Origin of the sequence: Micromonospora sp. MW-13 (assembly GCF_003434305.1) — a bacterium.
In the GTDB taxonomy this organism is placed as follows: domain Bacteria; phylum Actinomycetota; class Actinomycetes; order Mycobacteriales; family Micromonosporaceae; genus Micromonospora.
In genome coordinates, this window is sequence record NZ_QKKX01000001.1 from 76318 (window position 1) to 100583 (window position 24266).

Below are 24266 nucleotides of genomic sequence, written 5' to 3' on the forward strand. Positions count from 1 at the left end.
GTCCCGGGGCCTCACGCCTTGCCGTTCAACGGCGCGCCCCGGTCCCGCATGAACGGCACCGGGTTGACGGCACCACGGCTGGAACGGTCCCCGTCGAGGTGCACCTCGAAGTGCAGGTGTGGCCCGGAGGAGTTGCCGCTGGTGCCGACCTCTCCGATCACCTCGCCGGCCTTCACGAGTTGACCGGGCACGACCCGGGGCTTGACGATCATGTGGCAGTACCGGGTGATGTAGCCGCCGGCGTGCAGCACGTCGACGAACCAGCCGCATCCACCCTTGCCTGGCCAACCGTCCACGTCGCAGCTCCGGCGACCACCGTGGTCGGGGTCGCAGCGGGCTACCAGGACCCGACCCGTGGCGGCGACACGGATCAGGGTGTGCTTCGGCGCGGCGATGTCCACACCGTTGTGACTGGGGCGACTCGCGGTCCGGAACCCGGACCCGACTCCACCGGGGATCGGCGCGGTCCAGCCCGAGGCGGCGATCTGGCCCCGCGTGGCCGCGTTGCAGATGCTCTTCTCTGCCACCCGCACCGTGCGGGCCGCGCCTCCGGCGAGCGCGTCCACGATCTTGCTGGCCAGTTCCTCGTGCTTGGCGTAGGCGTCGGGGAAGGCGCTGACCTGTACCCGCTGGGCGGCCCGGGTGAGCGACATCTGCTCCCAGCCCGGGACCTTGACCAGCTTCTCGTAGAACTTCCGCGACGAGTAGGCCGGGTCCTGCAACTGCTGGGGGGAGCCCCAGCCCTGGCTGGGGCGTTGCTGGAAGAGGCCCACCGAATCGTGGTCGTTGCGGCTGCCGAGGTGCGGAAGGTTGCGCAGACCGGACTCCTGCATGGCGGTGGCGACCGCCACGACCCAACCGCGGGGCGAGACCTTCATGTCGGAGCCGACCTTGATGATGACCGCGGCGTTGCGGATCTGGCTGTCGCCGTACTGGGCGAACCGCGGCATCTTCCCGGACACGTTGACCTGGTGCGTCCGTCCGCACCCGGACCGGGTCTCGGGCGAGGAATCGTCCCCACTCCCGCTCAGCTCGGTAAGGAAGAACGCCGCCGAGCCGCCGGTGCAGCAGAGCAGCGTGAGGGCTGCGGTCAGCGCGGCGGCCAGAGCGCCGACGCGCAGCTGCAGGCGGCGCGGGGTTCCGCCTTCGATGTGATCGCTCATGTCCGCTCCCAGTCCACGGCGTCGACCAGCCACTGCCCGTCCGGGGCCACGAGTTCCAGCCGCAGCCGCCCCGTGTCGAGCGGCACCAGCACTTCGACGAAGCTCTCCGTCCGGGGCCGGAGGCTCGACTCCCCGGTCGTTCGTTCCGCCGGGACCCCCGCCGGGTCGGCCCCGGCGAGTTCCTCGGTCAGTTCCGGCGTGGAGAGCGGGCGCAGGGCGGCATGCCAATCGTCGGCGCCGCCGCCGCGACCGCCGAGCCAGGCGGCGGTGAACCTGTCCGCGATCTGCTCAGGCGTTGGTGTTCCGGGACGGGTCACCGGTGACGGGGGCGTGGTGCTCCCGACCACGCCGTCGTCACCGGCGGTCGGGTCGACGGTGGTGATGGGCTCACTCGGTCGGTTGCTCAGCCCCGTCGTCGGGCCGGCTGAACCGGAGAACAGCTGGGCGGCTCCGAGCACGCCGACCACGAGGACGCCGATGGCCAACGCGATGCCCAGCCGGGACCGCAGCGCCCTCGTGAACAGAAACTCGATCGCCCGTCGCACCACCCTCACCGCGCCTCGGTGCGGATCCGCGGCGCGGTGGGCCGCGGTGTCGCCGGCTCGGTGGCACCGGGACGGTAGATGACGAAGGACGGGTTCTCCTCGGGGACGTCCGGCTCGGTCCAGGTCGCCGGCTGGCTCCTCCGGGGCCGGGGCGCGGCGGGACGCGCGGTGCCCCGCTGCTCGGGCGAGGTGGCCTCGTCAGGGTGATCGCGGCCGTCCGGTCGCTGCGGCTCGGTGGCGCCGATGCCGATGCTGGTGCCAGTGGCGACCGTGGCCTGGCTCGGGTCCTCGTGCCGGGCCTCCGGCCGGAGGGTGCTTGGCTGCAGCCCCACGCCTCGGCGGCGCGCCAGGGCCGGCTCGGTAGTGCCACCCGGCTCCGCCACGTCCAGTCGAGCAGCGGTACGCATGTCCCGGAAGAACCGCCGGTGCCAGGAGCCGGCCGAGCTGACCGCCTCGCTGCTGTCCTTGCCGCCGAGCTGGGTGATCCGCCGGTACGGGCGCAGCAACAGCCAGCCGACCACCCCGCAGAGCCAGACCAGTACCACCTGAAGCCAGCCGGGCAGGGTGGCGGTGCTCATGATCAGGTCCACGGCGAAGAGGTAGATGGCGGCCCCGGTGCCGAAGATGGCGATGTTGAACACCGCGGCGACGACGGCGTTGGCCAGCCGCCGCAGCCCGGCGCTGGCCGGACGCATCAGGCCGACGGTGCCCAGGATCGGGGCTGCGATCACCGCCCATCGGAAGATGAGGAAGCCCAGCAGGACCAGCAGCGAGGCGGTGAGGTCGAACATCGCGAAGAGCAGCGCGGCGAGCACGGCGATGAAGCCGGAACCGACCCGGTCCATGTCCCGGATGCCCTGAAGATACTCGTACGCCTCCGGGTCTTCGGTCCTGATCTGCTCGGCGACCTTCATCCACTGTTGCTTCTTGGCCTCGATCATCGCGGATCTCGTGGCGGGGTTCGCGCGGATGGACTGGGCTTCCCCCCATGTCAGCGATCGTGCATCGTAAAGCGCTGGTCCGTACTTCTTGGCTGTCTCGCTGTCAGCAGACCCTAGGACGCCCCGGAGCCAATTGCGGTACAGCATCGTTTCAGTGGCGGTGTCACTGGCGCGAATGGCCGGGGACCGAAGGTCTTTACACCGCTCAGGTGAGTCGATGCAGCGCCCTGGTGCCGGATCCTTTGCCTGAGGACCAACGGCGTCATGCACCACGCCCAGAGTGGTGATCAGTGTCCCATCCGCCAAGTTGGCGGACTTGACTGGCCAGGCAGCTAATGCCGTGACCGTGACCATCACCAGTAAAGCCCAGCCCGCTGTCGTCATCGCGTTGCTCATATCCGACTGGCGGGATCTCCAGAGGAGGTAGAGGCCAACCACACAGAGTGTGATTATGCCGAATACACTGAACACCTTCTGGTAGACGGCTTTGGTGGCTTGGTCTACGAGCGGATCGGCCCATCCCCACATAGACCGAGGGTCCCAGGCCCTTTCTCGAAGGGCGTTTGATGCGCCGATGATCGCAGTAGCGATCATGAATTCGCCATTGGCGACGGTAGTGGTGAACTTGTAGTCCGGGTGAAGAACGGTGGAGACACAGCCGCCTGGTATGTCGTAGGTGGTGTAGTTGTAGCCACCGTATCCATAGAGGCTGTACTGGCCGATGACCCCACCTGATGACTCCTTGGAAGGAGCGCTGGCAAACCAGCCAGCCAGGCCGGAGTCTGGTGCACTGGGTGTCGGCGCTTCCAGACACTGCGCGCGATCGGCCGCGACATTGTTTAGCTTGCCGACGCAGGCGCGGAAGTTGGCCTGCCATTCCTGGGTGGTGCACAGATCCGCCCGGGCCTGGGCCGTCGGCGGGGCGGCGTACGCCGGGCCGCCACCCACCACCGGCCAGGCGACGGTGGCCCCGGCGAGTACGCCGAGCGCGAGCAGGAACGCCGCTATCCGGGCCCGCACCCTCGCCATGTCACGCCTCCAGGTCCGGCAGATTGGTCGGCAGCTGCCCGGCTGCCGCGGCGACCGCGGCGGGGGTGGTGTCCAGGTGGTCCAGCAGCCCGTCGACGTACGACACGTCCACCCGGACCTTCTGCACCCGCCCGTCGACGTCGCGCATGACGAACTCGCGGAAGCCGAGCCGGGCGGCCGAGGTGGCGTCCGCGGTTGACAGCGAGGCCAGTGTCGCCTCGTACCCGTCGTTAACCGGGACGCGGAGCAGCCGCAGCGCCTCGGAGGCGATCTCGGTGTCCTCGGCGATCCGGCCGACGAAGACGGTGGAGACCAGGTTCTGCACGTCGAGGCCGAGGATGTCCCGAGGGTTCTGCGAGGCGACCAGGGCGGAGAGGTTCCACTTGCGGGAGTCGCGGGCGAGTCGGACCAGGAAGGACCGGCCGGAGCGCCAACCCTCCATGAAGTGCGCCTCGTCCAGGCCGACCAGCTTCCGGGACGACATCGAACCGCCGTAGCAGCGGCGCACCGCCAGCCGGTGGGCGGTGTGCAGCATGGGCAGCGCGAGGGCCTCCTCGGCAGACCAGTACTCCCGTTCGATCTTGAGGTCGGGGAGCCGTAGCCCGGCCATGGTGATCACGGTGAGGGCCGCGTCGGCGCCGAGCAGCCCCTCCGGCGGGCGGCCGAAGAAGAGCATGGCCAGCGGCATCTCGGCCGTGTCCAGCAGCAGGTTGGCCAGTTCCTTGCCGGCGTCGTCGTCGAGCTGACCCAGGCAGGCGACCACGTCGTCCAGGGTGGACGTCTCCTCGGCCGGCACCTGGCGCACGGCGTGCCGGAACAGGGTGGCGGTGGACGCTTCCCGGGCCACCTGCGGCGGCACCAGCATCATGCAGATGTCCTGCACCAGCATGCGCCGCTCGGCGCGGGCGTTGGAGATCGCGATCTCGAACTCCCGGTCGCCGGTCGCGCCGGCGGTGAACTCGCTGCGCAGCGGCGTCGGGATGAGCGCGTACGGTGCCAGCGTCCCCTGCTCGGAACCGGTGAGGTTGAGCACCCGCGAGTACGGCCGCAGCTCCGGCATGTTGCACAGTCGGGCCAGCGGCCCGGACGGGTCGAGCAGGGTCACCTGCACCCCGCGCCGGGCGGCGAGGTAGCCCAGCGCACCGAGCAGGGTCGACTTGCCACCGCCCGGCTCGGCGACGAAGACCGCGAGCCCGGAGCGTTCCCGCACCTCCATCGGGAAGTGCAGGTCGAGGAAGACCGGCCGGCGGCAGGTGCCGGCGGTCCGCCCGATCAGGTCGCCCCGCCGGTCGCCCACCGTCGAGGCGGCCTGTGGCAGCGCGGCGGCCAGCAGGTTGACCGGCATCCGGCGGACGTAGCCGGTGTTGGCAATGGGCTCGCCGGGGATGAACTCCCGGGCCAGCCAGTCCTGGTTCTTCGGGTGTTGCAGGGAGACGCGCAGCTCCCGGGAGTAGAGCTGGATCAGCCGGCGGGCCCGCTCCAGGCACTCCTCCCGGGTCCGCCCGCCGACGGCGATCCGGTGCCAGCCGTGCGCCCGGGCCGAGTCGACCGGCAGTCCGGTGGTCATCTCGTCGCCGATCACCAGCGCCCGCTTGGCCAGCCGCTCCAGCTCGGGCGGGGCGTCGATGCCGTGCTCGGCGTAGTCGAGTTGCTGGGAGCGGATCATCCGCAGCCGGTGCTCGAGGTTGCGGAACGAGTCACCGGAGCCGAGGATGTCGACCCGGGTGGAGATCTCCATCGGCCAGGGCAGCCGCTCGTGGAAGTGCAGCCAGGGCTCGTGCCGCTCGGGGATCTCCAGCGGCTCCATCCGGCCGACCGCCAGCACGGCCACGTGCCGCTCCTCGCCGGTCATCCGGTTGACCAGCTTCACCGTCGACCCGTACGGCGTGCGGTACCGCTCGACCTGCTCGGTGAGGGCGAGCAGGTCTCCGCGCTCCCACCGGCCGTTGGTGATCGGGGAGAGGGTGCCGGGCGGGGCCATGCACAGCGCGACCGAGCGGTAGAGCAGCCACTCCAGTTCATGCGCGGTCACCCGCCGCCCGCGCATGCCGAACGCGCCCAGCACCTCGTCGAACTGTTCGACGGTGCGGCCGAGCTTGCGGCGCTCGCCCTCGGCGACGCCCCGGCCGAACGTGCGCAGCAGCCGCTCGGTGAGCGAGTCGCCGAGCGAGCGCCGGGCGAAGGTGACGCCGAGGTACGTCTGCCCCTCGGCGTGGTTGACCGAGAGCAGGTGCCGCTGGGCCGCCACCAGGTGGTCGCCCCAGCCGGCGGTGCCCGGCACGTCGGGCAGCGGGGCCGAGGTGTGCGTGTCGATGGTGCGGGCCCACTCGTCGGCCGGGAAGGGCCGGGTGGTGCGGCGCAGGTGCAGCCGGAAGCCGGCGAGTCCGGCGTACTGCTCGGAGATCGCGGCGAGCAGCGCCTCCCGCTCGGCGTCCGGCCGGAACGCCCACCGCACCTCGGGCAGCCAGTACCAGGCGGTGACGGTGTTGGGGGTGAAGGTCAGGTGGCCGGCGATCTCGGTGATGGCCAGCTCGACCGACGGGTCCCGGTCCCCGAACTTGATCTTCGGTGGCCGGACCGGCTTGGCCTGCTTGGCCGGTTTCGCGGCCTTCCCGGCCTTCTCGGGCCGGGCCGGCTTGCCGCGCCGGTCGACCGCGCGCTGGCGGGGCGGCACGGCCTCCCGGTCGGCCGGTGCCGGCTCGGGCCCGCGGCGGGTCGCCCGCTCCGGTTCCCGGTGCGGCTCGGCCCGGTGTGGTTCGGGGACCCGGTGCGGGGGCCGCTCGGGCTCCCGGGGGGCGGGCGGCGCGACGTCGCGCCAGCCGTACGTCTCGTCGTCGGGGTCGGCGACCCGGGCGGCCGGGGGCGGCGGCAGGTCGGGCTCTGCGGTGGGACGGACCGCCGGGAGTCGGTCCACCGGCTGCTGGGGGACCCGGGCCCGGTTCTGCGGGGCCGGGGTCGGGGCCGGTGCGGGGGCGCGCTCGACGGGCGAGGGAGACCGCTCGACGGGGGCCGGCTGCACCTCCGGGCGGGCGGGCGGCGGCACGGCGACCGGCTGTTGGTGGGGGATCGCGGGGAGGTCCCGGCCGGTCGGTCGGGCCGGCGCGGGCAGCGCGGGCCGGGCCGATCCCGAGAGTGCGCCGCCGAACAGGTCGAGGAACGGCGAGTCGATGTCGGCGTTGTCGGCGACCATCGGCGCGGGCGGCTCCGGCGCGACCGGGCGCCCCGGGGCGGGACGCGGCGCCTGGAAGACCCCGACCCGGCCGTGACCGGGCGTGGTGGCGAGCGCCGGGTCGAGGGCGACCTCGTCCAGCTCCTCGTCCAACGGGTAGTTGAACGAGCGCGCACGGTTACCGTGTGGAGCGGTGTGACGTCCTGCCGGGGAACCCGGCGTGGAAGGGTGGCTCATGCCACCGCCTCACCCGCGTGCTGCGACCGCCCGATCGGCGTACGCCCGGTCATGCCAGTTCCTCCCGGATCCTGATCCGGCTCGCCACCATGCGCGGGTCGCGCTGCTCGACGGCCGGTTCCCGGGTACGTCGCCAGTCGGTCAGCGCGGTGCGGATCACCATGCGCGCGGGCCGGTCGGGGTCGACGTACCGGAAGATGAACGAGGTGCTCACGATGGCGAGGGCGATCTCCCAGGCCGGGAAGAGTTCGACCCGCAACGTGAACAGCCAGTGGATGAACATGTAGAGGGGTACGAGCAGCATGAACAGGCCGTACTGGGCGTACGGCAGGTGGACGGGCAGGGTGTAGCCGGGCGGCCCGAGGTAGACCAGGCGGGCCCGGTAGATGTCGTCGTCGGTGCGCAGCCGCATCTGCCCGCGCCTATTCGAAGATCAGGTCGATCAGGTAGTCACCGACGAAGAAGAGTGTTGCCGCCCCGGCGATGAAGGCCAGCCCGACGATCGCGATGGCGGAACTGGTCAGCACCTTGGAGATCTCGCCGCGGCTGGCCCGGCCGATGAAGATGACGCCGAGCACGGCCAGCAGGATCGGAGCGATCTTGCTGGCGAAGAAGGTGACGATGTTGTTGGTGTCGATGCCCTTGGGCGCCGGCTCGGCGAGTGGAGTCGACGCCAGGGTGTGGAGCACGTGGCTGACGGCGGACGACGTCGTCTCCATGAGCTCGGTGGCGATCACTGGAACCTCCCCATGTCGCGGCCGGCGGAGCCGCGGCGGTGCAGTAGGCAAGCCTGGCGGGATGGTGCTCACTCGGCGCAGCGTCGGCGACCCTGCGTCCTTTGCCCACCACGGAGGGTGGTGAGCTTTGGGGGGATTTTTCCCGCTTTGGCCCTCCCTCCAGGCTTCGCCGTCTCGCTGCTGGGCAATTCCAAAGGGTACGGGCCGCCCCCCTTTGCGACAAGCCGCGAAGAGTCGACCCGGAACGACCCGGACGCCCGATCGTACACCTGTTCCAATCCGCTCGTCAGGGGCGGTGCCGGCGCGGTCGACCGGGCCGCCGGGGGCCGCCGGAGCGACCGGTACCGTGCAGTCGTGACCGATCTGGTGCGGGCGCAGGTCCCGGTGGTGATGGGCGTCCTCAACGTCACGCCCGACTCCTTCTCCGACGGCGGCCGATACGCCGATCTCGACGCCGCCGTCGCACACGGTGTGCGACTCGCGGCGGACGGTGCGCACCTGGTGGACGTCGGGGGCGAGTCGACCCGCCCCGGTGCCGACCGGGTGGACGCCGGGACCGAGGCGGCCCGGGTGGTGCCGGTGATCCGACAGCTCGCCGTCGCCGGCGTCCCGGTCAGCATCGACACCAGCCGGGCCCGGGTCGCCGAGGCGGCGCTCTCGGCGGGGGCCCTGGTGGTCAACGACGTCTCCGGCGGCCTGGCCGACCCCGACATGGCGCGGGTGGTCCGCGACGCCGGCTGTCCCTGGGTGCTGATGCACTGGCGGGGGCACTCCCGGGGGATGCGCGACCTGGCCCACTACACCGACGTGGTGACCGACGTCCGGACCGAGCTGGCCCAGCGGGTCGACGCGGCGCTGGCCGCCGGGGTGGCGGCCGACCGGATCGTCGTCGACCCGGGCCTCGGTTTCGCCAAGACCGCCGAGCACAACTGGCAGCTCACCGCCCGCCTGCCCGAGCTGCTGGCGCTCGGCTTCCCGCTGCTGTTCGGGGCCAGCCGCAAGTCGTACCTGGGCCGGCTGCTCGCCGACGCCGACGGCGTCCCCCGGCCGACCGCCGGGCGGGAGGCGGCCACCGCGGCCACCAGCCTGCTCGCGGTGGCGGCGGGCGCCTGGGGGGTACGCGTGCACGACGTGCTCGGCACCGTCGACGCGCTGGCCGTCTGGCGGGCGGCCGGTCGCCCCCGCCTCGTGGCCGACCGGGCCGGCGGGGAGCGGGCCGACGGAATCCAACCGGAGGGGGACCGGTGAGCGACCGGAGCACGGAGCACGACCGGATCACGCTGACCGGCCTGCGGGCGCACGGTCGGCACGGCGTCTACGACTTCGAGCGGGAGCGGGGGCAGGACTTCGTCGTCGACGCCGTCCTCGAACTGGACCTCGCGCCGGCCGCCCGCTCCGACGACGTGACCGACACGGTGCACTACGGCGAGTTGGCCGACCGGCTGGTGGCGGTGCTCACCGGGGAGCCGGTCAACCTGATCGAGACGCTCGCCGACCGGCTCCTCGCGATCTGCCTGACCGACCCCCGGGTGCTCCGGGCGACGGTGACCGTGCACAAGCCCGAGGCCCCGGTCCCGCACGCCTTCACCGACGTCGCGGTGACCATGACCCGGACCCGTCCCGGAGCACCGCCCCGCACGCCCGGCGGCGGTCCGGCGCCGACGCGGCAACCACCACGACCGCAACCGGGATCCCCGACCGTCGGGAACGGGGGTGCGGCGTGACCCGCGCCCTGCTCTCCCTCGGCAGCAACCTCGGCGACCGGCTGGCCCACCTGCGCTCGGCCGTGGACACCCTAGGCGAGGCGGTGCTGCTGGTCTCCGGCGTCTACGAGACCCCGCCGTGGGGCGACGCGGACCAGCCGGCGTACCTCAACGCGGTGGCGCTGGTCGAGGACCCGGCGGCAGCCCCGCAGGACTGGCTGGCGCGGGCCCGGGCCGCCGAGCGGCGGGCCGGCCGCGAGCGCGACCCGCAGCGCCGGTTCGGGCCGCGCACGCTGGACGTCGACGTGGTCGCGGTGTGGGACGACGCGGGCGAACCGGTGCTCAGCGACGACCCCGAGCTGACCCTGCCGCACCCCCGGGCCCACCTGCGGGCGTTCGTGCTGCGGCCGTGGATCGACATCCAGCCGTACGGGCGGCTGCCCGGGCACGGTTGGCTGACCGATCTGCTGAACGCCGAACCGGTGGCCGGTGACGCCCTGGAACTGAGCCCCCGGCCGGATCTGGCGTTAGAGTCGTCGACATGAGCCAGTGGAGCCGGCCGGCATGACCCAGGCGCAGTCCCCGCCCCCGCGCGGGACGGACCCCGACCGGTCCAGGATGGGGCCCACCCGCATCTCCACCCTGGTCGTCGCCGGCCTGGCCGCCGCGGCGGTGGCCTGGCTGCTGATCAGCAGCCTTTACTACAGCGGCATTCCCCGGCTGCCCTGGCTGCCGGTGGTCACGCTGGCCGGGCTGGCGGTGCTGGAGGCGTATGCGGCGGTCAACACCCGGGGCCGGCTCGAGCGCAAGTCGGGCCGCGAGCCGGTCAACCCGCTGCTGGTGGCCCGGTTCGTGGTGCTGGCCAAGGCGTCCGCCCTGGCCGGCGCGATCTTCACCGGCTTCTACGCCGGGCTGACCGGGTGGCTCTTCGTGGAGCGCACCCGGGCCGCCACCGAGGACCGCCCGGCCGCCGGGGCCGGGCTGCTCGCCTCGCTCGCGCTGGTGGCCGCCGCGCTCTGGCTGGAGCGGGCCTGCCGGGTGCCGGAGCGGCCGGAGGACGAGCGCGACGCCGACCACCGGGAGCACCGCCCGGGCCAGCGCTGAGCGCGGGGGTTACGCCCGGCGCGGCGCGCAGGTACCGTGCCTGGCGACCGGTGAGCAACGGCCGCCCCGGTCCGCCCGGGTCGGACCCTGCGGCCGTGACCTGGGGAGGGCACGCGTCATGGGGTACGACGATCCGGGCCGCGACGCCCCGGTGCAGCCCTCGTCGGGCGTGCCCGCAACGGTGTTGGAAAACGTCTTCGACGACCCGGCACACGGCGAGCCGGGGCGGGACCGGGTGGCCGTGCACGTCGCCTGGGAGTTGGTGCTGGCCGCCGGCCTGGCCGTGCTGACCTGGCTGCTGTGGCGGGACGACCCGGCCGCGCTGCGCGACGACGGCCTGCGGGTCCTGCTGGTCGATGTGGTGGCGGTGGGGCTGCTCGTCCTGGCCGCCGGCCTGAGCCTGCGGACGGCGGCGGTGAACCTGGCGGTCGGCCCGGTCGCGGTCGCCGCCGCGCTGCACTTCGCCGAGCAGGGCGACCAGGGGGTCGAGGTCGCGGTGGGCCAGGCCGCGGCGGTGGCCGCCGTCGGCGGGCTGCTCGTGGGGCTGGCCGTGGTCGTGCTGCACGTGCCGGGCTGGGCGGCGAGCCTGGCCGGCGCGGCCGGCGTGGTGGTCTACATCGAACGGCGGGCCGCGCCGGTCCTCGTGCAGGGCGGTTACGACCCCCGTGACAGCGCGTTCTACCTCTTCGCCGGCTTCGCCGCAGTGGCGGTGCTCGGCGGCCTGTTCGGGGCGATCCACCCGGTGCGCCGGCTGGTCGGGCGGTTCCGGGCGGTGGCCGACCCGGCCCGCCGCCGGGGCGGGGCGGCCGGTGCCGTCGTCGTGGTCGCGTTCGTGCTGTCCACCGTCCTCGCCATGCTGGCCGGCGTCCTGATCGCCAGCAACGGCACCGGGCCGGTCGTCCCGACCGAGGGACTGGGCTGGACGGTGCTCGCCGTGGGCACCGCGCTGCTCGCTGGCACCAGCGCGTACGGCCGGCGGGGCGGGATCTTCGGGACCCTGTTCGCGGTCAGCCTGATCACCGTCCTGCTCGCCTGGTCCGAGGCCCGGGGCTGGCAGGTCAGCCGGTGGGCGGTGGGCGCGGCCGCGCTCGGCGTCGGCCTGGTGGTCACCCGGCTCGTCGAGGCGTACGGGCGGCCCCGGTCGGCGGGTGCGGACGCGGAGACCCGTCCGAGCGGCGACGGCACCATCAGCTCCGGCTGGTCGGTGCCCCGGCCGGCGCCGGTCGAGGACTGGCCGCCCGCCCTGCCCACCCGGTCCGACGACACGCCCACCGACCCCTGGGACGCGTCCCGCTGGGACACCCGTCCCCGGCACTGGGACGGCGGCGACCGCTGACGCCCCGCCCGCCCGGCGCGGCGGGCGCCCGCCCGGTGACTGCCGACGCCCGGCCAGCGCCGCGTCCGCCGCGCCGCCGGTGATCTCGGCGGTTAGGCTCGGCGGCATGACCGAGACACCTTCCACCGGTACCGGCAGGCACACGTTCGAGGAGTTGGACGCGCTCTCCACCGAGGAGTTGCGGGAGCGGGCGTTCGCGCTGGCCCGGGAGCGTCGCGACGTCGCGTTCTTCTGGTCGGTGCTGCGCCACCTGCCCAACGCCGACGAGGCCGCCGCGCTGGACGGTGCGCCGAACTCGGTCGGCCCGACCATCGACGAGGCGTCCGCGCTGTGGCGGGAGCTGACCGGGCACGGCTACGAGGAGTCGGCGCCGCTGCTGCGGGCCAAGTTCATCGACTACCTGATGAAGCCCTAGCCGGGGCGACCGTGATGGTCCGTAGGTTTGCCCGTCGGGGCGCGCCGGGAACTGGTCGCGCCATGGCTTCCACCCAGCGTTCCGGCGCGGTCAGCAGGTACGGGACCGCGGCCGGCACAGGCACCCTCGCGGCACTGGTGCTCGTCGCGGTCTGCGGCAGCCCGTTGTACGTCGGGTGGGCGGAGGACAACACCGACCCCAACTCGGCCGGCGGGTGGTACCTGCGGCTGCTGGCCTGGCCGGCCTGGCGGTTCGGCTCCGACGAGCCGGGGCAGGGGGTGCTCGCCACCGACCTGCGGGCCATCCTGCTGGTGGTCCTGGCGGCGGCCCTGCTCTATCTGCTGCCCGCCTCGCAGGTGGCCCGGGTACAGGGCTCGGTGAGCCAGTTCTTCTCCGGTTGGGGCGCGTACGTGCTGGCCGCCGGCCTGGCCGCGCTGTTCGGCACGCTGCTCGGGCCGGACCCGTCGCTGCTCGCCGCGCTCCAGGCGGCCGGTACCGGCGCCACCTACGGCTTCCTCTCCGGCTGGATCATCGGCGCCGCCAGCCTGGGCGGCCGGGCCTGACCAGAGCGCGGGTCAACGCCCCGCGCCCAGTGCGCGGTGCCGGGTGAGCACCCCGGCCGGCCGGCCGTCGGCGGTCACCAGCACCCGGTCCGCCCCGGCGGTCAGCATCGCGGCCAGCGCGTCGTACGCCGACGAACCCAGCGCCACCTCGGGTAGCCCGGCCGGGTCGGCGGGGGGCGGGTCCAGCGCGTCCCGGGTGACCGGGGTGACGGCGAGCGCCCGGATGCCCCGGTCCGCGCCGACGAAATCCCGGACGAAGGGGGAGGCGGGCGCCCCGAGCAGGGCCGCCGGGGTGTCGTACTGCTCCAGCCGGCCGCCCTCGGAGAGCACCGCGATCCGGTCGCCGAGCCGGACCGCCTCGTCCAGGTCGTGGGTGACCAGCACGATGGTCTTGCGCACCTCGGCCTGGAGCCGGAGGAACTCCTCCTGCAACCGGGTCCGCACGATCGGGTCGACGGCCGAGAACGGCTCGTCCATCAGCAGCACCACCGGGTCGGCGGCCAGCGCCCGGGCCACCCCGACCCGCTGCCGCTGGCCGCCCGACAGCTCGTGCGGGTAGCGCCGGCCGAACCGCCCCGGGTCCAGCCCGACCAGCTCCAGCAGTTCCTCCGAGCGGCGGCGCACCCGGTCCCGGGCCCAGCCGAGCAGCCGGGGAACGGTGCCGACGTTCGCCAGGACCGTCTGGTGCGGGAACAGGCCGACGTTCTGGATCACGTACCCGATCCGGCGGCGCAGCTCGACCGGGTCGACCCGGGTCACGTCCTCGTCGCCGAGCAGGATCCGGCCGCCGGTCGGTTCGATCAGCCGGTTGACCATTCGCAGCACCGTCGACTTGCCGCAGCCGGACGGGCCGATGAGCACCACCAGCTCGCCGGTCCTGACCTCCAGGCTCAGCTCGCGAACCGCCTCCGTGCCGTCCGGGTAGCGCTTACGGATGCCCTCCAGGGCGATCGACGCGGCACTCTGGCCGGCGTCACCGGTGGTTCCCGGGGTAACGTCCACGCATGTCCTTCCGCCTGAGCTACCGGGCCGACCCGGGTAACCCGTGGTTCTCCTGGCAGTACGTGCGGGACAACTCTGACACGATCCTCGCCGCGCTGCGCGACCACGCCTCGCTGACCGCGCGGGCGGTGCTGATCGCCGCGCTGGTGGCCCTTCCGCTCGCCGTGGCGGCCCACTGGTTCCGCTCGCTCGCCGGGCCGATTCTCGCATTCACCGGCGTGCTCTACACGATCCCGTCCCTGGCGCTGTTCGCGTTCCTCGCGCCGTACCTGGGGATCGGGGCGATCACCGTGCTCAGCGTGGTGGTGCTCTACGCGTTGCTGGTCATCGTCCGCAACGCGGTCGCCGGGCTGAGCCAGGTGCCACCCGAGGTCCGCGAGGCCGCCGAGGGGATGGGCTACGGCCGGTGGGGGCGGCTGCTGCGGATCGAGCTGCCGCTGGCCCTGCCCGGCATCCTCACCGGGCTGCGGCTGGCCACCGTGTCGACCGTGGCGCTGGTGACCGTCGGGGTGGTGGTCGGCCGGGGCGGCCTCGGGCAGCTCATCTTCGCCGGCTTTCAGAACAACTTCTACAAGGCCGAGATCATGACCGGCACGCTGCTCTGCGTCCTGTTGGCCCTGGTGCTGGACCTGATCCTGGCAGGGGTCGGCCGGGCGATCACCCCGTGGCTGCGCGGCGGGGCCCGGTGAGCGCCCCCGGGACGGGCCCGGCGACCGGCTCCGGCGCGGGGCCGACGAGCGACCGCGGGAGGGGAACCCGGTGAGCAATCCGGTCGGCCAGGCGGTGCTCTGGCTCAACGACCCGCTGAACTGGACGAACCCGGGCGGTGTCCTGGACCGGCTCGGCGAGCACCTGAGCATTTCGGCGGCGGCCGTGCTGCTGGGCTGCCTGGTGGCCTGGCCCGTCGGGCTCTGGCTCGGGCACTCCGGCCGGGGCGGCGGACTGGTCCTGCTGGTCTCCAACGTCACCCTGGCGATCCCCACCCTGGCCCTGCTGACGATCCTGCCGCTGACCTTCCTCGGCTTCGGCCGGTCGTCGGTGGTGGTCGCGCTGGCCGTCTTCGCGGTGCCGCCGCTGCTGGCCAACGCGTACACCGGGGTGCGCCAGGCCGACCCGGAGGCGCGGGACGCGGCGCGGGGGATGGGACTGTCCGGCGGGCAGGTGCTGCGCCGGGTGGAACTGCCGCTGGCGGTGCCGTACCTGGCGGCCGGCTTCCGGACCGCGACGGTGCAGGTGGTGGCGACGGCCGCGCTGGCGTCGTTCGTCAACGGCGGCGGGCTCGGCCAGATCATCCGGGCCGGTTTCGGCCTGGACATCGCCGCCGGGGGCGGGCAGATCATCGCCGGCGGGCTGCTGGTGGCCGGGCTGGCGGTGCTGGTCGAACTGGCGTTGGCCCTGGTCGAGCGGGTGGTGACCCCGCGCCCGCTGCGCCCGGCCCGGCGCCGGGCCAACCGCCGCGCCGCGGACGCCGTCGCCGGCACCTGACGGGACCGCCGGAAGCCGGCCGTTCCTGTCGTACGCCTCGGGTGTGACGATCCGGTGACAAAGCTCGCCTCAGGTTGTCGGTGTCGGCCGGCAGCATGTTGGGTGAGAGATCGCGGGCGATCACAAGAGGGTTCGTCCGTCGGACACGCGGCCGGCCCGGAGGGGCCGCGCCGGGACACGGAAGGCGGGCTTGATGCGCGCACGTACACGCCTGGCCATCGGCGCAGTCGGCGCCCTGACCGCGGCCGGGTTCCTCACCGGCTGCGGGGACGCCGGGTCCTCCGGCACCGACGCTCCCCAACAGGGCGCGTCCGGGGCCGGTTGCGCCCCGGTGGCCGGTGACCAACTGGTCGTCCTGGCCGACGACAAGAAGCTCCAGAACACCGACAACATCCTGCCGGCCGTCAACGCCAAGGTGGCCACGCCACCGCTGATCGCGGCGCTGGACAAGGTCTCCGCGGCGCTGGACACCCCGAAGCTGATCGGGCTCAACAAGGCGGTCGACGTCGACCGCAAGACCCCGAAGAACGCCGCCGAGGAGTTCGCCACCGCCAACACCCTCACCCAGGGCGTGGAGAAGGGCCCGGGCGGCACGATCGTGGTCGGCGCCGGCAACTTCAGCGAGAGCCGGACCCTCGCCGAGCTGTACCGGATCACTCTCACCGCCGCCGGCTACCAGGTGAAGGTGCAGCAGATCGGCAACCGGGAGCTCTACGAGCCGGCCCTGGAGAAGGGCGAGATCCAGGTGGTCCCGGAGTACGCGGCGACCATGGCCGAGTTCCTGAACACCAGGGCCAACGGCAAGGACGCCCAGCCGGTCTCCTCGCCGGAGCTGGAGAAGACGGTGGCCGCCCTGAAGGCCAGCGGCGACAAGGCCGGCATCACCTTCGGCACGCCGTCCGCCGCGCAGGACCAGAACGCGTTCGCCGTCACCAAGGCCTTCGCCGACAAGTACGGGGTGAGCACCCTCTCGGAGCTGGCCGCCAAGTGCTCCGGCAGCGCCACGGTGCTGGCCGGCCCGCCGGAGTGCCCGCAGCGCCCGAAGTGCCAGGCCGGGCTGGTCGAGGTCTACGACTTCAAGGCCGGGGCGTTCAGCTCGCTGGACGCGGGCGGCCCGCAGACCAAGAACGCGCTGAAGACGGGAAGCGCCAGCGTCGGCCTGGTCTTCTCCTCCGACGGGGCCCTCGCGGCCAGCTGACCCGACCGGTCGCCGGCGGCCCACGCCGCCGGCGACCGGTGCTGATCAGGGCGTCGCCCCGTTCCCAGCCGCCGCAACTCTCGGTAGGCTGCACACCCATGCCCGCCCCGGTTGCCGTCGCCGTCAGGCGTGAATCCCGCCTGCTGCCCGTGCTCTTCTGGACCGGCGTGGCGTTGGCCCCGGTCGCGGCGCTGATCCTGCTCGTCGCCGACGGCAACGGACCGCTGCGGTTCGCGGCCGTGCTCGCCATCGCGGCCGTGGTGCTGATCGGCCTCTCGATCGCCCTGCGCGCGGAGGGCGGCAGCCGGGCCGAGATCGAGGACCTCCACGACGAGATCGAGGAGCTGCGCCGCGAACTGCGCGGCGAGGTCGTCGCCGCCGCGCAGCGCGGCAACCAGGCGCTCGACGCGTCCCAGCGGGTCCAGGACCAGGTCGCGGCGCTGCGCCGCCGGCTCGACGCCGCAGCGGCCGGCATCGCCGCCGACCCCGAGCCGGCCGCCGGGGAGCCGGTCGGCGCGGGCCGCGCCCGGGTCCCGCTCGCCGGGGCGTACGACGACGCGCACCGCCCCCGGAACACCGACGACGCACCCGCCGGGCGGGTCCGGGGGCCCGGGACGGCCCACGACGACGATCCGTCCGTCCGCCGGCCCCGGCCGGACCCGCGGCACGGGGCCGAGCGGCCCGCCCAGCCCGGCGGTCCCGGGCCGGCGCCCCGGCCGGTCGAGCCCGACGCCCGGTCGGCCGCCGCCGAGCCCGTCCCCCGCCAGGTCGGCATGGTCCGGCACACCGAGACCGTGCACGTCACCACCCGGCACACCGTCGTCGACGGTCCGGACCCGGGCATGGGCCCGTACGGCGACGGTCCCGCCGGCCGGTGGTCGCCCACGCCGCAGGAGCGGCCGTGGGCCGGCGCTGCCGGCCCCGAACCGGAGGGCCGCCGGGCCGGGTACGTCGACCCGTCCGCCCACGCCCGCCCCGAACCGCCCGACGACCGCTTCTGGCCGCCGCAGCCGGCCGGCCGGCACGCGCCCGGCCGCTCCGCCGCCCGTGCGGCGCCCGCCTGGCCCGGTCCCGAGGAGGAACCGGCCCGGTCCGCGCCCCGGGACGAGCCGGGCCGGGGCGTCCGGCACGACGAGGCCCCGCGCGACGAGGCCGCGTGGGGGACCGGCCGCCCCGCCGACGCCGGCCGTCCGGGTCCGCACGACGACGCCGGTCGGTCCGGTCACCGCGACGGGCCCGGCCGCGACGGGCCGGGCGGGTCCCGGCACGCCGACCGGGGGTCGTGGGACGCGCCGGCGCGGCCGGTTCCGTCCGCCGACGCCGGGCGAGCCCGGCCGCACCCGTCCGGGCCGGCACCTAGCGGACCGGACCAGTGGTCGGAGCTGCGGGCCGGGGACCGCTGGGCGGAGGTACGCGACGACGAGCGCGGCCGGGAGGTCCGGCTCGGTGAGCGCCGGGCCACGGCGCACGCGGACGCCGCCGGCACCGGGTACCGGGTCGAGGACCGCTGGGCGTCGGTCCGGCGGAGCGAGCCCCGCCCCGGGACGGACCAGGGCGAGCGGTGGTGGGACGAGGACCCGGGCGGGCCACGGCCGGAACCGGACCGGCCCAGCGGGCACCAGCGTGCCGACGGGCGATACGGCTACCCGCCCCGGGACGACCCGCCCCGGGACGGCGGCGCCCGCCCGGCGGACCGCTGGCCCTGACCACCGACCGACCGGCGCGGGACCGGCCCCGGCTACTTGTCGATGTCGCCCACCACGAAGAACATCGAGCCGAGGATGGCGATCAGGTCCGGCACCAGGCAGCCGGGCAGCAGCGTGGCCAGCGCCTGCACGTTCGCGTACGACGCGGTGCGCAGCTTGAGCCGCCAGGGCGTCTTCTCGCCCCTCGACACCAGGTAGTAGCCGTTGATGCCGAGCGGGTTCTCCGTCCACGCGTAGGTGTGCCCCTCCGGGGCCTTCACCACCTTCGGCAGCCGGGTGTTCACCGGCCCGGTGAGCCGGTCCACCCGGTCCAGGCACTGCTCGGCGAGGTCGAGTGAGGCGTACACCTGGTCGAGCAGCACCTCGAACCGGGCGTGGCAGTCCCCGGCGGTCTTGGTGACCACCGGCACGTCGAGCTGGTCGTACGCCAGGTACGGCTCGTCGCGGCGCAGGTCCAGGTCCAGCCCGGAGGCCCGGGCGACCGGCCCGGACGCGCCGAACCCGGCGGCGTCGGCGGCCGACAGCACGCCCACCCCGACCGTTCGGGCCAGGAAGATCTCGTTGCGCCGGATCAGGTTGTCCAGGTCCGGCATCCGGCGGCGCACCTCGCCGATCGCCGCCCGGGCCCGGCCGGTCCAGCCGGCGGGGACCTCCTCCTTCAGCCCGCCGACCCGGTTGAACATGTAGTGGATCCGGCCGCCGGAGACCTCCTCCATCACCGCCTGGATGGTCTCCCGTTCCCGGAACGCGTAGAAGACCGGGGTGATCGCGCCGATCTCCAGTGGGTACGAGCCGAGGAACATCAGGTGGTTGAGCACCCGGTTCAGCTCGGCCAGCGCCATCCGCAGCCAGGTGGCCCGCTCGGGCACCTCCATGCCCATCAGCCGCTCGACGGCCAGCACCACGCCCAGCTCGTTGGAGAACGCCGACAGCCAGTCGTGCCGGTTGGCCAGCACGATGATCTGCCGGTAGTCGCGCACCTCGAACAGCTTCTCGGCGCCCCGGTGCATGTATCCGACGATCGGTTCGGCGGCGACCACCCGTTCCCCGTCGAGGACCAGCTTCAGCCGCAGCACCCCGTGCGTGGACGGGTGCTGCGGGCCGATGTTGAGCACCATGTCGGTGCCGAGCTGTTCCCCGCCGGCCCCGGTGCCGACGGTCAGCTCGCGCAGGTCACCGGTGTCCGTGGTCATGCCCGTCATCGTGCCATGAGTGGATCGACGGTGACGCCGACCGGCTGGAGCAGCCACCGGTGCCCGCCGAGCCCGGCCGGGTCGGTCAGCTCGGTAACCGCCGAGGCGGCGGCGAGCGCCCGCACGTACCCGGCCGGGTCGCTGGCGGCCAGGCTCAGCGGCGGTCGCCCGCCGTCGGCCCCGAGCGCCCGCAGCGCCTCTCGCTGACTCACCAGCGTGTACGCCCCGCCGCCCGCCGCCGCCCCGGCCGCGCCGGCCGAGTCCATCGCCACGTGCGCCGTGACGTCGCAGGACCCGTCGGGCACGGGCGGCACCTGCCGGCCGCCCCGGTACCCGGTCAGCGTCCCGCCCACCGGCCGGGATCCGCGCAGGTGCCCGTAGTCCACGGCCAGCGCCAGCCCTCGGTCGACGCGGCGCACGGCCCCGGCCCACGCCTCATCGCGGGACCGGCCGATCTCCACCCGCCCCTCGATCCTGTCGATCAAGAGGTTTGCGTCCGAGAAGGGCCCGGGTTCGGACGTGAACCCCTTGATCGACGAATTCGGGGGCGGGGTGGGCCACCAGTGCGTTACCCAGGCCGCGTCCTCGGGAGTCAGGGGGGCACCGGGTGTTTCCCCGCCCGTGGTGGGGTCCACCAGGAGGTAGCGCCAGCCGGTGTCGGTGGGCACGGCCAGGTCCAGCGGAACGTTGTCGAGCCACTCGGTGGCCACCAGCAGGCCGGTGATCCGGTCCGGGATCTCGTCCACCCAGTCGATCTCCGCCGGAAGGCCGTCGGGGCGGGGCGCCCGCTCGACGGCGGTGAGGCGTACCCGACGGGCCAGCGGGACCGGTGGTCGCCGGGCGGGCGCCGGGCGGGCGGCGGCCGGGGCGGGCTCCCCGGAGCCCACCACCGCGCACCCGGCGGCCTCGTCACCGGCCTCCGACGCCTCGGACCCGGCGAGCCCCGCCAGGGCGAGCAGCAACTCGCCATGTCCGGCGCCCACGTCCACCACGTCGAACGGGGTGGGGAACCCGAGGTGGCGGTCGAGCCGCGAGACGAGCCGGAAGACCGCCGACGCGAACGCCGGGGACGCGTGCACGCTGGTCCGGAAGTGGCCCGCCGGGCCGGGCCCGGAGACGAAGAACCCCCCGGGCCCGTACAGCGCCCGGTTCATCGCGTCCCGCCAGCGGACCGGCATCAGTTCGTTCCGCGTTCAGGATCCGTCACCGTGCCGACCCTACGGTCCGCGGCTGTGGGCCGAATCGCGATCCCCGCGGCGGCGGTCGTAGCACTGCTGCTCGCCGCCGTCGGCCGGCACCGTGGCGGCCCGGTCGCCCCATTGGTGAAGGTTTTCACACCTCCTTGTTTCGACTCCGTGACCGCGGCGCATACTTGCGATCGACCGGTACCCCCTTTCGAGGACTGGATCGTTGCCATGAGCGCACCGCTGCGCCCGCGTCCGGCCGCCCTCTCCCGGGCCGCCGTACCAGCGGGCGGCGCCCCTGCCGGCGCCCCGCCCGTCTTCCCCCGCGTGCTCACCGTCGGCGTCATCGGCGCCGGCCGGGTCGGTGCCGTGCTGGGCGCCGCGCTCGTCGCCGCCGGCCACCGGGTGGTCGCCGCCTCCGGCGTCTCCGGGGCGGCCAAGGCCCGGATCGCCCTGCTGTTGCCCGACGCCCGTAACCGCTCCGCCACCTCCGTGGCCCGGGCCGCCACCGACCTGCTGCTGATCGCCGTCCCCGACGACGCGCTCGCCGGGGTGGTGGCCGGGCTGGCCGAGACCGGCGCGCTGCGCCCCGGCCAGGTGGTCGCGCACACCTCCGGCGCGCACGGCCTGGGCGTGCTCGCCCCGGCCGCCGCCGTCGGGGCCCGCCCGCTGGCCCTGCACCCGGCGATGACCTTCACCGGTACGCCCGACGACCTCGGCCGGCTCGCCGGCATCTCGTACGGGGTGACCGCCCCGGCCGAGCTGCGTCCGCTCGCCGCCCGGCTGGCCGCCGACCTCGGCGGGGTGCCGGAGTGGGTGGCCGAGGCCGACCGGCCGCTGTACCACGCGGCGCTGGCGCACGGCGCGAACCATCTGGTCACCCTCGTCAACGAGGCGGCCGACCGGCTGCGCGACGCCGGGGTGGGCCAGCCGGAGAAGGTGCTCGCCCCGCTGCTGCGGGCGGCGCTGGAGAACGCCCTGCGGCTCGGCGACGACGCGCTGACCGGCCCGGTGTCCCGGGGCGACGCCGGCACCGTACGCCGGCACCTGGAGCGGCTGGCCGCGACCGCGCCCGAGTCGGTGGCCCCGTACCTGATCCTGGCCCGACGGACGGCGGACCGGGCCATCGCGGCGGGCCGGCTGCGGCCGGCGGACGCCGAGTCGCTGCTCGACGTGCTCAGTGGGACCCATCGGGAGGTGGCAGCACAGTGACGGAGCTGGTGCAGAACCGCGAGGAGCTGGCGAAGGCGCGCGCCGCGCTGACCGGCACGGTCGGCGTGGTGATGACCATGGGCGCGCTGCACGCCGGGCACGAGACGCTGCTGCGGGCCGCCCGGGAACGGGCCGACCACGTACTGGTGACGATCTTCGTGAATCCGCTCCAGTTCGGCCCGAACGAGGACTTCGACCGGTACCCGCGCACCCTGGCGGCGGACCTGGAGATCTGCCGGCGGGCCGGGGCGGATCTGGTCTTCGCGCCGGACCGGGAGGAGATGTACCCGGACGGCGAACCCAGGGTCCGGGTGAACCCGGGCCTGCTCGGCGAGGACCTGGAGGGGCTGAGCCGGCCGGGCTTCTTCCACGGGGTGCTCACCGTGGTGCTCAAGCTGTTCCAGCTCACCCGGCCCGACCTGGCGTTCTTCGGCGAGAAGGACTACCAGCAGCTCACCCTGGTCCGGCGGATGGCCCGGGACTTCGACGTGCCGGTCGAGGTGGTCGGCGTGCCGACCGTCCGGGAGCCGGACGGGCTGGCCCTGTCGAGCCGCAACCGCTACCTGTCGGCGCAGGAGCGGGAGGCGGCGCTGAGCCTGTCGGCCGCGCTGCGGGCCGGCGTGGCCGCCGCCGACCGGGGACTGGACGCCGGCGCGGTGCTGGCCGAGGCCCACCGGACGTTCGGTGCCGGCGTGCCCGGGGCCCGGCTCGACTACCTGGTGCTGACCGACCCGGATCTGGAACCCGGCCCGGTCGCCGGGCCGGCCCGGCTGCTGGTCGCGGCCTGGGTCGGCGCCACCCGGCTGATCGACAACGCGGCGATCCGGCTCGCTTCCCGCTCCTGCTGACCTCTTTGCGCGCGAAAGGCACCCCGATGTTCCGCACCATGCTCAAGTCGAAGATCCACCGGGCTACGGTGACCCAGGCCGACCTGCACTACGTGGGCTCGGTGACGGTGGACCAGGACCTGCTCGACGCGGCCGACCTGCTCCCGGGCGAGCAGGTGGCGATCGTGGACGTCACCAACGGGGCCCGACTGGAGACGTACGTGATCCCCGGTGAGCGGGGCAGCGGCGTGCTCGGCATCAACGGCGCCGCCGCGCACCTGGTGCACCCGGGCGACCTGGTCATCCTGATCTCGTACGGCCAGCTGGACGACGCCGAGGCGCGGGCGTACCGGCCCCGGGTGGTGCACGTCGACGCCGACAACCGCGTGGTCGAGCTGGGCGGCGACCCGGCCGTGGCGGCGCCGGGCACGGCCGGCGACCCGGTACCGAGCCCGCTCGCCGTCGTCGGCTGACCGACCGACCGGTCGGGCCGACCGTCGGCGAACATCGGCTCGTGCGCGGTCTGTCACCGATGGTCATCTGTGGTTACTCTTGGGTCGCCGTCGTGAGCTGGTGGCTGGGGAGGCCCGATGCGCCGTGCGATGACGACCCTGTGTGCGGCCCTGGCCGCGGCGGTCGTGCTGGTCGGGTGTGGCGCCTCCACGGGGCTCGACGGCGACCTCACCGACGACTGGGCGGCCCTCGCCCCGGCCGGGCCGTTCACCCCGGCCGTGGGCGTGTGCCAGGTCGCCGACTTCACCGAGACGGTCACCCTGTCGGCGTACGCGCCGGTGGACTGCGCCGCCGCGCACCGGGTGGAGACCGTGCACGTGGGCGCGTTCCCGGCGGAGCGGGCTGCCCCGCCGGCCGGTGGGTCGACGGAGCTGCGCGGCGCGTTCGCCGACTGTGACGCGAAGGCCACCGGGTACGTGGGCGACGACTGGCGGGCCGGCCGGCTCCGGCTGGCCGTGGCGCTGCCGTCGAAGCCCGGCTGGGCGTCGGGCGCCCGCTGGTACCGCTGCGACCTGACCGAGGTGAGCACCGCCGAGGCGGGGGCCGTGCCGGTCACCCGCACCGGCAGCCTGCGCGACGCGCTGAAGGTGGCGTCGCCGCTGCGGCTGGGCTGCCAGCGCACCGCGTCCGCCGGGACGCGGGGGGCGCAGGTGCTGACACCGGTCGGGTGCGCCACCCGGCACGACGCCGAGTTCGTCGGAGTGTGGAAGGCACCGGACCGGCCGTACCCGACCCGGGACGCCGACTGGGCTCCCTTCTACGTCGGCTGCCGCTCGGCGCTCGCCCGCTACGTCGGCGTGCCGGACGACGGTGACCTGAGTTACCGCAGCGGCGTGATGGTCCGCCCGCCCGGCGCGGGCCGGTGGCGGGTCGGCGACCGGGGGGTCCGCTGCTACCTGTGGCTCAGCGACCGCTCGGTGACCGCCTCGCTCAAGGGGGCCGGCCCGGCGGGGCTCCCGGTGCGGACGAGGTAACGGCGCCGGACGCCGTAGCCGAAACCACTC

Annotated in this window: 23 protein-coding genes and 1 pseudogene; 15 read left to right on the forward strand and 9 right to left on the reverse strand. The window is 74.3% G+C overall.

Going from position 1 to position 24266, the window contains the following annotated elements:
* Positions 1–11 precede the first annotated feature (11 nt).
* The 6 genes from C5N14_RS00350 to C5N14_RS00375 are packed head-to-tail and all read right to left on the reverse strand — an operon-like array spanning position 12 to position 7821.
* Entirely contained in the window at positions 12–1163 is a 1152-nt protein-coding gene (locus C5N14_RS00350; RefSeq protein ID WP_117664779.1) for a M23 family metallopeptidase, read from the reverse strand.
* Positions 1160–1717 (reverse strand): hypothetical protein, encoded by a 558-nt coding sequence (locus C5N14_RS00355; RefSeq protein WP_117664780.1) that lies wholly within the window; start codon positions 1715–1717, stop codon positions 1160–1162. The genes C5N14_RS00350 and C5N14_RS00355 overlap by 4 nt, the downstream gene beginning before the upstream one ends.
* A complete protein-coding gene (locus C5N14_RS00360) occupies positions 1714–3678 on the reverse strand; it encodes an MFS transporter (protein ID WP_117664781.1) in 1965 nt (654 codons plus the stop codon). Before C5N14_RS00360 ends, C5N14_RS00355 begins: the two co-directional genes overlap by 4 nt.
* Position 3679: 1 nt before the next feature.
* The gene (locus tag C5N14_RS00365) at positions 3680–7084 is read right to left on the reverse strand and encodes an ATP-binding protein (protein WP_117664782.1); all 3405 of its coding nucleotides are present in this window, start codon (positions 7082–7084) and stop codon (positions 3680–3682) included.
* 49 nt (positions 7085–7133) lie between these two features.
* Positions 7134–7496, reverse strand: a complete 363-nt coding sequence (locus C5N14_RS00370; protein ID WP_117664783.1) for a hypothetical protein — start codon at positions 7494–7496, stop codon at positions 7134–7136.
* A gap of 10 nt (positions 7497–7506) precedes the next feature.
* On the reverse strand, positions 7507–7821 hold the full coding sequence (locus tag C5N14_RS00375) for a hypothetical protein (RefSeq protein ID WP_117664784.1): 315 nt from the start codon (positions 7819–7821) through the stop codon (positions 7507–7509).
* A 354-nt stretch (positions 7822–8175) separates the two neighbouring features.
* On the opposite strand from C5N14_RS00375, the gene folP reads away from it, so the two are divergent.
* The 7 genes and pseudogenes from folP (at position 8176) to C5N14_RS00410 (ending at position 12942) form a co-directional block, all read left to right on the forward strand.
* Positions 8176–9069 (forward strand): dihydropteroate synthase, encoded by an 894-nt coding sequence (gene folP, locus C5N14_RS00380; protein WP_117664785.1) that lies wholly within the window; start codon positions 8176–8178, stop codon positions 9067–9069.
* Positions 9066–9437: pseudogene (gene folB / locus C5N14_RS00385) on the forward strand (dihydroneopterin aldolase); the annotation flags it as partial. The gene folP and the pseudogene folB, both read left to right, overlap by 4 nt.
* A gap of 104 nt (positions 9438–9541) precedes the next feature.
* The gene (folK, locus tag C5N14_RS00390; RefSeq protein WP_117664787.1) at positions 9542–10069 is read left to right on the forward strand and encodes a 2-amino-4-hydroxy-6-hydroxymethyldihydropteridine diphosphokinase; all 528 of its coding nucleotides are present in this window, start codon (positions 9542–9544) and stop codon (positions 10067–10069) included.
* A gap of 19 nt (positions 10070–10088) precedes the next feature.
* On the forward strand, positions 10089–10628 hold the full coding sequence (locus tag C5N14_RS00395; protein ID WP_117664936.1) for a DUF3180 domain-containing protein: 540 nt from the start codon (positions 10089–10091) through the stop codon (positions 10626–10628).
* A 118-nt stretch (positions 10629–10746) separates the two neighbouring features.
* Positions 10747–11964 (forward strand): ABC transporter permease, encoded by a 1218-nt coding sequence (locus C5N14_RS00400; protein WP_117664788.1) that lies wholly within the window; start codon positions 10747–10749, stop codon positions 11962–11964.
* A 106-nt stretch (positions 11965–12070) separates the two neighbouring features.
* Complete coding sequence (locus C5N14_RS00405; RefSeq protein WP_117664789.1) at positions 12071–12379, forward strand: hypothetical protein; 309 nt, start codon at positions 12071–12073, stop codon at positions 12377–12379.
* A gap of 62 nt (positions 12380–12441) precedes the next feature.
* Positions 12442–12942, forward strand: a complete 501-nt coding sequence (locus C5N14_RS00410; protein WP_117664790.1) for a hypothetical protein — start codon at positions 12442–12444, stop codon at positions 12940–12942.
* A 12-nt stretch (positions 12943–12954) separates the two neighbouring features.
* Here C5N14_RS00410 and C5N14_RS00415 read toward each other — a convergent pair whose 3' ends face one another.
* Entirely contained in the window at positions 12955–13944 is a 990-nt protein-coding gene (locus C5N14_RS00415; RefSeq protein ID WP_117664791.1) for an ABC transporter ATP-binding protein, read from the reverse strand.
* Positions 13945–13946: 2 nt separating this feature from the next.
* On the opposite strand from C5N14_RS00415, the gene C5N14_RS00420 reads away from it, so the two are divergent.
* From C5N14_RS00420 to C5N14_RS00435, 4 genes are all read left to right on the forward strand, one after another.
* Positions 13947–14633 (forward strand): ABC transporter permease, encoded by a 687-nt coding sequence (locus C5N14_RS00420; RefSeq protein ID WP_117664792.1) that lies wholly within the window; start codon positions 13947–13949, stop codon positions 14631–14633.
* Positions 14634–14703: 70 nt separating this feature from the next.
* Positions 14704–15429 (forward strand): ABC transporter permease, encoded by a 726-nt coding sequence (locus tag C5N14_RS00425; protein WP_117664793.1) that lies wholly within the window; start codon positions 14704–14706, stop codon positions 15427–15429.
* A 193-nt stretch (positions 15430–15622) separates the two neighbouring features.
* Positions 15623–16627 carry a glycine betaine ABC transporter substrate-binding protein gene (locus C5N14_RS00430; protein ID WP_117664794.1) on the forward strand — a complete coding sequence of 335 codons (1005 nt, stop codon included), beginning with the start codon at positions 15623–15625 and terminating at the stop codon, positions 16625–16627.
* A 98-nt stretch (positions 16628–16725) separates the two neighbouring features.
* Positions 16726–18333, forward strand: coding sequence for a hypothetical protein (locus C5N14_RS00435; RefSeq protein WP_128763497.1), 1608 nt, complete (start codon positions 16726–16728; stop codon positions 18331–18333).
* 32 nt (positions 18334–18365) lie between these two features.
* Here the strand turns inward: C5N14_RS00435 and C5N14_RS00440 are convergent, their stop codons facing one another.
* Positions 18366–19535, reverse strand: coding sequence for an NADH-quinone oxidoreductase subunit D (locus C5N14_RS00440; RefSeq protein WP_207892564.1), 1170 nt, complete (start codon positions 19533–19535; stop codon positions 18366–18368).
* Positions 19532–20704: an SAM-dependent methyltransferase gene (locus C5N14_RS00445; protein WP_117664797.1), complete on the reverse strand. Its 1173-nt coding sequence runs from the start codon at positions 20702–20704 to the stop codon at positions 19532–19534. Before C5N14_RS00445 ends, C5N14_RS00440 begins: the two co-directional genes overlap by 4 nt.
* A 237-nt stretch (positions 20705–20941) precedes the next feature.
* On the opposite strand from C5N14_RS00445, the gene C5N14_RS00450 reads away from it, so the two are divergent.
* From C5N14_RS00450 to C5N14_RS00465, 4 genes are all read left to right on the forward strand, one after another.
* Positions 20942–21922 carry a Rossmann-like and DUF2520 domain-containing protein gene (locus C5N14_RS00450; protein WP_117664798.1) on the forward strand — a complete coding sequence of 327 codons (981 nt, stop codon included), beginning with the start codon at positions 20942–20944 and terminating at the stop codon, positions 21920–21922.
* The gene (gene panC, locus C5N14_RS00455) at positions 21919–22770 is read left to right on the forward strand and encodes a pantoate--beta-alanine ligase (protein WP_117664799.1); all 852 of its coding nucleotides are present in this window, start codon (positions 21919–21921) and stop codon (positions 22768–22770) included. The genes C5N14_RS00450 and panC overlap by 4 nt, the downstream gene beginning before the upstream one ends.
* Before the next feature lie 26 nt (positions 22771–22796).
* Positions 22797–23222: an aspartate 1-decarboxylase gene (panD, locus tag C5N14_RS00460; protein ID WP_117664800.1), complete on the forward strand. Its 426-nt coding sequence runs from the start codon at positions 22797–22799 to the stop codon at positions 23220–23222.
* Positions 23223–23339: 117 nt separating this feature from the next.
* Positions 23340–24236, forward strand: coding sequence for a septum formation family protein (locus tag C5N14_RS00465; protein ID WP_117664801.1), 897 nt, complete (start codon positions 23340–23342; stop codon positions 24234–24236).
* Positions 24237–24266 lie beyond the last annotated feature (30 nt).

Bases quoted from the DNA above. Each gene is read 5' to 3' on its own strand.
- C5N14_RS00350 (WP_117664779.1), bottom strand. From the start codon at position 1,163: ATGAGCGATCACATCGAAGGCGGAACCCCGCGCCGCCTGCAGCTGCGC.
- C5N14_RS00360 (WP_117664781.1), bottom strand. From the start codon at position 3,678: ATGGCGAGGGTGCGGGCCCGGATAGCGGCGTTCCTGCTCGCGCTCGGC.
- C5N14_RS00365 (WP_117664782.1), bottom strand. From the start codon at position 7,084: ATGAGCCACCCTTCCACGCCGGGTTCCCCGGCAGGACGTCACACCGCT.
- C5N14_RS00370 (WP_117664783.1), bottom strand. From the start codon at position 7,496: ATGCGGCTGCGCACCGACGACGACATCTACCGGGCCCGCCTGGTCTAC.
- C5N14_RS00395 (WP_117664936.1), top strand. From the start codon at position 10,089: ATGACCCAGGCGCAGTCCCCGCCCCCGCGCGGGACGGACCCCGACCGG.
- C5N14_RS00400 (WP_117664788.1), top strand. From the start codon at position 10,747: ATGGGGTACGACGATCCGGGCCGCGACGCCCCGGTGCAGCCCTCGTCG.
- C5N14_RS00405 (WP_117664789.1), top strand. From the start codon at position 12,071: ATGACCGAGACACCTTCCACCGGTACCGGCAGGCACACGTTCGAGGAG.
- C5N14_RS00410 (WP_117664790.1), top strand. From the start codon at position 12,442: ATGGCTTCCACCCAGCGTTCCGGCGCGGTCAGCAGGTACGGGACCGCG.
- C5N14_RS00420 (WP_117664792.1), top strand. From the start codon at position 13,947: ATGTCCTTCCGCCTGAGCTACCGGGCCGACCCGGGTAACCCGTGGTTC.
- C5N14_RS00430 (WP_117664794.1), top strand. From the start codon at position 15,623: ATGCGCGCACGTACACGCCTGGCCATCGGCGCAGTCGGCGCCCTGACC.
- C5N14_RS00435 (WP_128763497.1), top strand. From the start codon at position 16,726: ATGCCCGCCCCGGTTGCCGTCGCCGTCAGGCGTGAATCCCGCCTGCTG.
- C5N14_RS00440 (WP_207892564.1), bottom strand. From the start codon at position 19,535: ATGACGGGCATGACCACGGACACCGGTGACCTGCGCGAGCTGACCGTC.
- C5N14_RS00445 (WP_117664797.1), bottom strand. From the start codon at position 20,704: ATGCCGGTCCGCTGGCGGGACGCGATGAACCGGGCGCTGTACGGGCCC.
- C5N14_RS00450 (WP_117664798.1), top strand. From the start codon at position 20,942: ATGAGCGCACCGCTGCGCCCGCGTCCGGCCGCCCTCTCCCGGGCCGCC.
- panD (WP_117664800.1), top strand. From the start codon at position 22,797: ATGTTCCGCACCATGCTCAAGTCGAAGATCCACCGGGCTACGGTGACC.
- C5N14_RS00465 (WP_117664801.1), top strand. From the start codon at position 23,340: ATGCGCCGTGCGATGACGACCCTGTGTGCGGCCCTGGCCGCGGCGGTC.